This is a genomic window from Phytoactinopolyspora endophytica, from assembly GCF_004138495.1.
GTDB classification, from domain to species: Bacteria; Actinomycetota; Actinomycetes; order Jiangellales; family Jiangellaceae; genus Phytoactinopolyspora; species Phytoactinopolyspora endophytica.
Genome location: NZ_ML142875.1, coordinates 9637 through 16874, shown reverse-complemented (window position 1 = coordinate 16874; position 7238 = coordinate 9637). Strand labels below are relative to the sequence as shown.

The window sequence follows — 7238 nt, the reverse complement described above, 5'->3', positions numbered from 1 at the left end:
CGACGACGCACCGTTCGCCCCCTTCCTGACCCCGCCACTGACCACGATCGCCGTCGACGGCCGACAGACCGGATGGCAGCTCGCCGAACGGTTCCTGAACACCCCGGCAGCCGAAGCCACAGGAGAGACCTCCCACGCCCTCGCCACCATCCGGCCACGCTCTACCACATGACCTTGAGGCATACATCGAGCTCGCCGGGTACGCGTCGCGACCGCCGGCTCTGATCACTGCCCCAGGAACACAGTCACCATCGGCAGCACCAGGTCGGGCCGGATGACCTGCAGGTGCTTGGTGTCCGGCAGAATCGCCAGCTGCGCGTTCGGCAGCAGCTGCTTCATCTCGACGGCGTGCTCGAGCCGGACGAAGTCGGTGTCGCCGATGATGATCAAGACCGGCATGGTTATCCGGGCCAGCTGCTCATCGGCCCACCCTTCGAAGTCGTGCACCGCCGGCTGGATCTTCTGCACGGACGGGAAGAAGTCGTCGGGATTCGGAGCCACCTCGTCGTAGGCGCGCATCATGGCCGCGGACTGCTCCTCGGTCGGCATCCGAGGCGAAGTCAGCTCCAGCGTGGTGATCTCGGGGTAATAGGCCTCGGATCGGGTCGGCCGGACATGTGAGGCCGCCAGCACGAGCCGCCCGACCCGCTCTGGGGCCGAGACGGCGACCTCGGTGGAGACCAGCCCGCCGAGGCTGTAGCCGAAGAAGTCGGCCTGCTCGATGCCGAGCTGATCGAGCAGGGCGGTCACGTCCTCGGCGCATTGCCGGATGGAGAACGGCCGGTCGCTGTCGGCCGTGTGCCCGTGTCCTTGCAACTCGACGCCGATCACCTTCCGCTCGGCGGTCAGCGCCGGCAGCAGCGAGTCGAAGCTCAGATGGAACGTGTACGCGCCGCCGTGCAGCATGATCAGCGGCGGACCGGGCCGGTCGGCGCCGAGGATTTCGTAGTAGAGGTCGATGCCGTTCACCGAGGCGTACGCGCCTTGAGTCATATCAATTCCTTCGTCGCTGTCATGGAGGCTACGGAGCGTGCCGTTGTCGGCATCCGTCGAGTACCTGGACGTCGGCGGTCAACAGGTCGCCAACTTCTTGGTGCCCGGCTACCGATTCGGTGTATAGGTCAGCACCACCGTGCCGTTGCCGAGCTCGGTCACTTCCGTCAGGTCCATGGCGGTAGTGCGGATGCCGGACAGCAGCGATTCACCGGACCCAGCGACGAACGGCGAAATGCTCAGATGCAGTTCGTCGAGCAGACCCGCCTCGACCAGCGCTCGGCTGAACGGGCCGTTGCCGTACTTCACCAATGTGCCGTCGCCGGCGTCTTTGAGCTGGGCGACCGCATCGACCGGATCGCCGGCCAGCACCTCGGCATTCCACGTGGTCTCGGTCAGCGTGGTGGAGGCGACATGCTTGGGCAACGAGTTGATCTTGTCGGCGACATCGCCGGTCATGCTCGGCCAGGTTTCAGCAAAGCCCTCGTAGGTCACCCGGCCGAGCACGAGGCCGACCGCCGAGGACAGCAGCCGACGCTGATAAGCGAAATGATTGTCGTTGGGGACGATCGTCTGCTGTCCGGCCCACCAGGCGTCGCCGGACATCCTCCCGTCGATCGAGAGGTGGTTGTATTCGATCAGTTTTCGCACGTCCAGGAGTCAACCATTCGGCTGATGGTCCGTCTTGTATCGAACCGAAGCCGCATCACAACGCCAGAAACGAGATGCCGGACCTCAACTCGCCCGGGGTGTGACCGGTCGCCCACCGCATCGCTCGCGCGAGCTGTGACTGATCGTAGTAGCCGCCGGCAGTGACCACGTCGGCGATCGATCTGCCCGCCGTGAGGAGTTGCGCGGCGTGCCGGGCCTGCTCGATGCTGACGAACTTGCGGTGCGAGATCCCGGTGGCCCGGCGGAACCGGATCTGCGCGATCCGTTCCGACATGCCGCGTGGACGTTCGCCGTGCCGGATCTCGTCGACCAGCGGGTCGAAGATCAACAAGCCAGCGTGTACCAGCCGGTTGACGAAGACGTCGACGTTCTGCTCGGTCGGCATCTCCCAGTCCCAGTTGTCCAGGAAGATCCGGCCGCCCGGCAGGATCGGCAGCAGCGCATCCCTGAAGTTGGTCAGGCTCGAGGGCGGATACAGCGGCAGATAAGCACCGGGCCGCAACTCCACCCCGAAGAACTCCCAGCCCTCCGGACACGTCATCAAGGTGCCCGTCGTCTCCGGTCCTTTGAGGTGCACCGTCACGCCGTCACCGCTCCGCGCAAAACAGATCATGGATGAGGCTTTGACCGCGGAGCTGAAACCGGTCGTGGCCTCACAGGTCGCCGTCCACACCCGCTGCACCAGCGGGAGTTCGCCGGCCACAGCGTTGTAGATCAGCCCCACCCGGCGAAATACTAGACCTCACGATGATCCTCGGCAATGTGGACCGCCTACAGGACAGGGGAAGCGCCGGCAGCGCAGCCGCCGCACTGGCCATGGTGTTCAAGCTGGTCGAATCTGCTCAGACCCGATGGCGGCTGTCAGCCCAGCGCGTCCATCAGGGCGGTGACATAGGCATCCAGCCGCTGCTCCACGGTTCGCGTCGTCAGCTCTGTCCTCCCTGCCTCCCGCCATGGCTGAGACGCCGAGTGCACCTCTTCTGAGAACGCCAGCCCGTCCCGCACCCTCCAGTACAGGCGCTCGCTCGCGGCCGCGGCCAGCACCCCGCCGGCCTCCTCATACGCCTCAGCGAACCGCAGACCCCACGCAGGGCCGTGCAGCAGCGCGAGATTGGTGGAGCAATGCGCCACATCGAGATCCGCCGGGCCCCAGGAGGTCGTTGCCCAGTCGACGACGCCGGTGATCCGGGCACCTGCCGGCCTTCGGGGCGGCACGTCGAACAGCACGTTGCCAGGGTGGAAGTCTCGGTGCAGGAATCGCCCCGCGTAGGGCGGCGCGGGCTTGCGGATGACGTCGATCGCCGCGGCCCATGCCGCCCCGTCGGCGCCCTTCGGCACCACGACGGTGTCGGCGGTCGTCAACGCCACATACTCCCGGGGCCGCTCGGCGGGTCGCAACGCGTGGATCGCCACGAGCTGACGGGCCAGCAGAGGAACGCGCCTCTCCAATCCCTCATCGTCCAGGACCGCCCGCCCCGCCAGATGTGTCATAAGGAGCGATGGATACTCGCAATGCGCGGCGGTCGGGTCAACCGCGACCAGTCCAGGAGCCGGCACGTCGGTCCCCGTGAGCAGGGTCAGGGCGCCAGCCTCCCTGTTCAGCCAGTCCTCGGCGTGCTCCACGTTGACGAAGGTACGCAGTACCAGGTCACGGGTGCCTCCGTCCCGCGTACCGATGGCCAGCCTCCGCATCTCGGCCGTGATGCCGCCGTGCAGCGCCTCGGTTCTGACGATCCGTTCGCCGGCCTCGAGGTGCCGGCTCACCCAAGCCAGTGTCAACGGTCGGACGGCCGCCGCCTCATCGTGGTTAATCACCGGGCCACCGCATCATCCGGACCGCAGCACGCGCAAAAGCCTTTCATTGCAGGCGATGGCCGTGCAGCTCAGTCAGAAACTCCACCGGCACGAGCCGGACCATAGCCAGCACCGGCACCCGCACCGACATGCGCGAACCTGGAGACCTTCTGCAACCAGCGGAAACACGTCTTCAGGTAGGCGTTGGCTCTCTCGGCCAGGGCTCGCTTGGCGCCGATCAACAGGTTCCACTCCTTATGGGCCTCGGTGAGGCTGCCGTTCTTGGGTTTCTTGTGGGCGATGTGACGCGGACCTCGCCCAAGGTCTTCACCCAGCCCAGTGTTTCTCCATGGACGCTCCGCATGCCGAAGAAGTCAAGGCTCTTCCGTCTAGCGTGGCGAGACGGTCGCGACGCGGATGGCGGTGTCATGCACGGACCGGGTGGCCCGGCCGGACGTAGTCCACAACCTCCTCGCTTCGGTTAGAAGCGATACCCCTGTGGGTGGTCCTGTGCTGGGATAACAAGGATGTCGAATCCTCTATTCAGACCAGCTTCAAAGGACAGTTCCCGGAGGTCATCGGCGTGTGACCGTCAGTAGCTGGCGCGTCACTCACCATGAGTACTGCTCGCGAAGCCGTCTTGAGACGAAAGCTACGAACTCTGGATTGCACCATGGCTCGATGCTGTTGGCATCTGCCTCATCGATGAACTGGCGGAGAACGTCGTCCAGTTGCTCGACCCCGTTCGGTAAACGCAGGTACCACGTTCTTTCGGGGGTCGTGCCGGAAGGCCAGCGTTTGCGAGAGTTACGTTGCTGTCTGCCTCTTCAACTACATAGTCCTCATTTGTCCATGATGTCACCCGTTTCGAGATGACGTTTCCGTCGATAACCATATCGAATGTGGTGACAACTCTGTCCCGTTCCCTACGAATCCACGTTCGATGCGGGTGCGGCCATACGGCCGGAAGAAACACCCACATCGGCGCATCCGGCGCCTCGACCCAATCGTCTCCGGCGGGCGGACTCGATGCCGGCTCCTCAACTACGCCCCAGTCTGCCACCGTCTTCACCAACCTAGTACAGTTCACGGGCTGCTTGTCCACGGAACCTGATAGTACCTGCATCCGGTACTCGAACCGCAATTGCGCCAGTGTCCCGTGTGCAGAGTCCCCGCACGGAACGCATAGGTGTAGCCTGCCGCGTGGAAGGTACCCGTCAAATCGTCGTGATACTTCCTCGACGTTGACCCGCTGAGTCTCGTTCCGCTCTTCTTATACCCGCTAGACGAGGGCGAGTAACTGCGCCGCGAGCTCGAGGATATTGAACCAGGATAGAATAGCCGGGAGCCACAGTAGGCATCTGAACTACCGGAAATATGCCTACGGCACTGAGCTTTGTACTCCTGCAGGTGAATCCTCGGTCCTGAGTCCCAATCCACTGCGAGTCGCCACTGTGGATACGGACCTTGGAAATTCTGCCGCCAAATGATGTCGAATGTTCCAATCACGCCGTCTCTATTGCCGTAGGCACCATTTCCCTTTACTTCGGCAATATAGGCCGTGATTGAACGCCCGCACCACGAGCCGTTCTCACACCGTGTGTCATAGTCGTGCGAGGCGACCCCAACGTCTGGCTCACCCACTCCCCCCACATCTGGCTCCACTCACTCGCGGCAGTTTCCCCGCAGTCACTGTTCTAGAGGGGCGAGGCATGTGTCGACGCGATCTGTATCGAGCCCGAGAAGGTCGGTCTGCCAGCGGATGTGGTCGGCGATCATCTGCAGCGATGGGTCGTGGCCATTCGCACTGGGCGAGTCGTCATACCACTGCACCTCGTGATCGGGCCCTGCCGCAGCGTGCAGCCGCTCGGCGCTTTCGGGCGTGGAGATCGTATCGCTGGTGTTGTTCTGGAAGTAGATCGGCGCGGTGGCGGTGCCGATGAACTCCATAGCCGACACTGTCGCCATCAGGTCCAACCAATCGTTGATGACCTGCTCGCTCTGCTCGGCGAGCGGGCCGATCGGTGACCCGTTGCGGATGAATCGGTCGACGACAGGGCTGCCGACCATGAACGCATAGCCGTCGATGCGCGGCTCGACGCCTGCGAGGACACCTCCGCCGTCAACGCTCCAGCTGACACCGTCGTAGGCGATCCGCTTGACGCCCTTGCTCTCCAGAACATCGACAGCGCGGCGCAGATCGACCACCAGCTGGATCATCTCGTCGCGATCGGTCTCGTCGAACAGCAGTGGCGTAGTCATCCGGTCGGCGCGGGCATACGGGGCGTCTATGGCGATGGCCGTGGCCCCAGCGCAGGAGAGGAACGCGAGCGGCTCGATCATGTCCACGGCCCGCTCGGGCATGCCATGCATCGCGATGACACCGGCGTCGGTGTCTCCCTCGGGCGGGTAGGCGATAAGCCCGGTGACCTCGCCGCCCGCGCTGTCATAGCTGATGGTGAAGATGTCGACATCCGGGAACGGTACCGTCAAATCCGCCGGCTCTTCCTCGACATTGAGCTTACCTCCTTCGTCGTAGTCGAAGGCCGATTCATCTACGACGTCGACGTGCGGACCGGAGGGCGACTCCACATCGGTCGGCCCAACCCCCTGTTCGTTGTCAGTGCCGCAGGCGACGGTCGCCAAAGCGGCGGCGGTGACAAGGGTCCAGGTGTGACCCCGCACCCGTTGATAGCCAGAACTCGCGCGCATTGGTCGTCAAGCTGGCCGCGCCATCGCCATGGCCTGCTCTCTCGACAGGTCCATGTCATGCGTCTCCTTGGCGTGGGTCTGCGCCATGTCAGCCACCGCGCTGCTGCTCGTGCCCTCGAGGACAGCGCCGCACGGGCACTCGATCACGCTGGGCCGGTTGTCGGTCATGGTGTCCTCCTTCGTCGGCGTATGGTGTGAGACTAGACTTTCTGGCTTGGCGGCGCCTTGGCCACAGATTGGGACTGTCGTGCTGCGCGTTTACCTCCTCGGACGAGTGACGATTGACAGCCCGCATGGTGTTCTGGAACAGGCGGACTTTCTCGGGCGGCAGGGCAGACTGGCATTCGTCTACCTCGCAGAGAGCCCACGGCGGGTCGAACGGCACCAACTAGCGGAGGCCATCTGGGGCGACAGTCTTCCCGATGCCTGGGACACCGCCCTCAACGCTATCGTGAGTAAACTGCGCCGAACCTTGAGCCGAGTCGGCGTCGACGCTTCCAACTCCCTGGAGGGCTCGTACGGCTGCTACGAGCTGCGACTCCCAGCCGGCACGTGGATCGATCTCCGCGAGGCGATGAACTCGCTGGATTTCGCCGAAGGTGCGGTGGTTCGCGGTGACGCACGTGCGGCGTGGCCGGCGGCGGCTGTTGCCTCGGCAATCCTGCGCCGTCCCTTCCTGTCTGGTGAAGACCTGCCATGGGTGGAGCAGCGGCGCCGCGAGCTCCACGAGCTCGAGGTGCGAACGTATGACACTCTGGCGAATGCGTGGCTCCAGGTCGGCAACGGACCGACGGCTGTGGCTGCGGCCCGTCGGGCGGTCGCGCTCGCCCCGTACCGTGAGTCGGTATATGCCCGGCTGATGGAGTGCCACGTCGCCGCTGGAGACCGAGCCGAAGCCGTACGGGTCTACACCGAACTGCGTGACCTGCTAAGCGAGGTGATGGGCATTTCGCCCGCGCCGGAGGTCGAGCACATCTATCTCGAGGCGCTAGGACATCGACGCACGAAGTGACGTTGCGGCGCTCAGCCCGACGCTGATCCAGCGTCTACGTCCAGAGATGCAGGAC

At 64.3% G+C, this 7238-nt stretch carries 8 protein-coding genes; 1 reads left to right on the top strand and 7 read right to left on the bottom strand.

The annotated features are described in order from the left end of the window. Positions 1-225: 225 nt before the first annotated feature. The 7 genes from ELR45_RS31920 to ELR45_RS36130 form a co-directional block, all read right to left on the bottom strand. Positions 226-993, bottom strand: a complete 768-nt coding sequence (locus ELR45_RS31920; RefSeq protein WP_205857678.1) for an alpha/beta fold hydrolase — start codon at positions 991-993, stop codon at positions 226-228. 108 nt (positions 994-1101) lie between these two features. Continuing rightward, complete coding sequence (locus ELR45_RS31915) at positions 1102-1644, bottom strand: dihydrofolate reductase family protein (RefSeq protein ID WP_129669889.1); 543 nt, start codon at positions 1642-1644, stop codon at positions 1102-1104. Positions 1645-1699: 55 nt separating this feature from the next. Continuing rightward, entirely contained in the window at positions 1700-2389 is a 690-nt protein-coding gene (locus ELR45_RS31910; RefSeq protein ID WP_129669888.1) for a helix-turn-helix domain-containing protein, read from the bottom strand. A 137-nt stretch (positions 2390-2526) separates the two neighbouring features. Then, on the bottom strand, positions 2527-3480 hold the full coding sequence (locus ELR45_RS31905; protein ID WP_129669887.1) for a phosphotransferase family protein: 954 nt from the start codon (positions 3478-3480) through the stop codon (positions 2527-2529). Between the two features lie 631 nt (positions 3481-4111). Then, positions 4112-4585, bottom strand: coding sequence for a DUF5956 family protein (locus ELR45_RS43195; protein ID WP_476704144.1), 474 nt, complete (start codon positions 4583-4585; stop codon positions 4112-4114). Between the two features lie 563 nt (positions 4586-5148). Next, positions 5149-6171 carry an alpha/beta hydrolase family protein gene (locus tag ELR45_RS31900; protein ID WP_129669886.1) on the bottom strand — a complete coding sequence of 341 codons (1023 nt, stop codon included), beginning with the start codon at positions 6169-6171 and terminating at the stop codon, positions 5149-5151. 6 nt (positions 6172-6177) lie between these two features. Continuing rightward, positions 6178-6339, bottom strand: coding sequence for a hypothetical protein (locus tag ELR45_RS36130; RefSeq protein WP_165368283.1), 162 nt, complete (start codon positions 6337-6339; stop codon positions 6178-6180). 106 nt (positions 6340-6445) lie between these two features. On the opposite strand from ELR45_RS36130, the gene ELR45_RS31895 reads away from it, so the two are divergent. Continuing rightward, on the top strand, positions 6446-7183 hold the full coding sequence (locus ELR45_RS31895; protein ID WP_165368282.1) for an AfsR/SARP family transcriptional regulator: 738 nt from the start codon (positions 6446-6448) through the stop codon (positions 7181-7183). The last annotated feature ends 55 nt before the right edge of the window (positions 7184-7238 follow it).

What these genes read in the sequence shown, in the direction of transcription:
- ELR45_RS43195 (WP_476704144.1), bottom strand. Translation starts at nt 4,585, where the DNA reads ATGCAGGTACTATCAGGTTCCGTGGACAAGCAGCCCGTGAACTGTACT.
- ELR45_RS36130 (WP_165368283.1), bottom strand. Translation starts at nt 6,339, where the DNA reads ATGACCGACAACCGGCCCAGCGTGATCGAGTGCCCGTGCGGCGCTGTC.
- ELR45_RS31900 (WP_129669886.1), bottom strand. Translation starts at nt 6,171, where the DNA reads ATGCGCGCGAGTTCTGGCTATCAACGGGTGCGGGGTCACACCTGGACC.
- ELR45_RS31920 (WP_205857678.1), bottom strand. Translation starts at nt 993, where the DNA reads ATGACTCAAGGCGCGTACGCCTCGGTGAACGGCATCGACCTCTACTAC.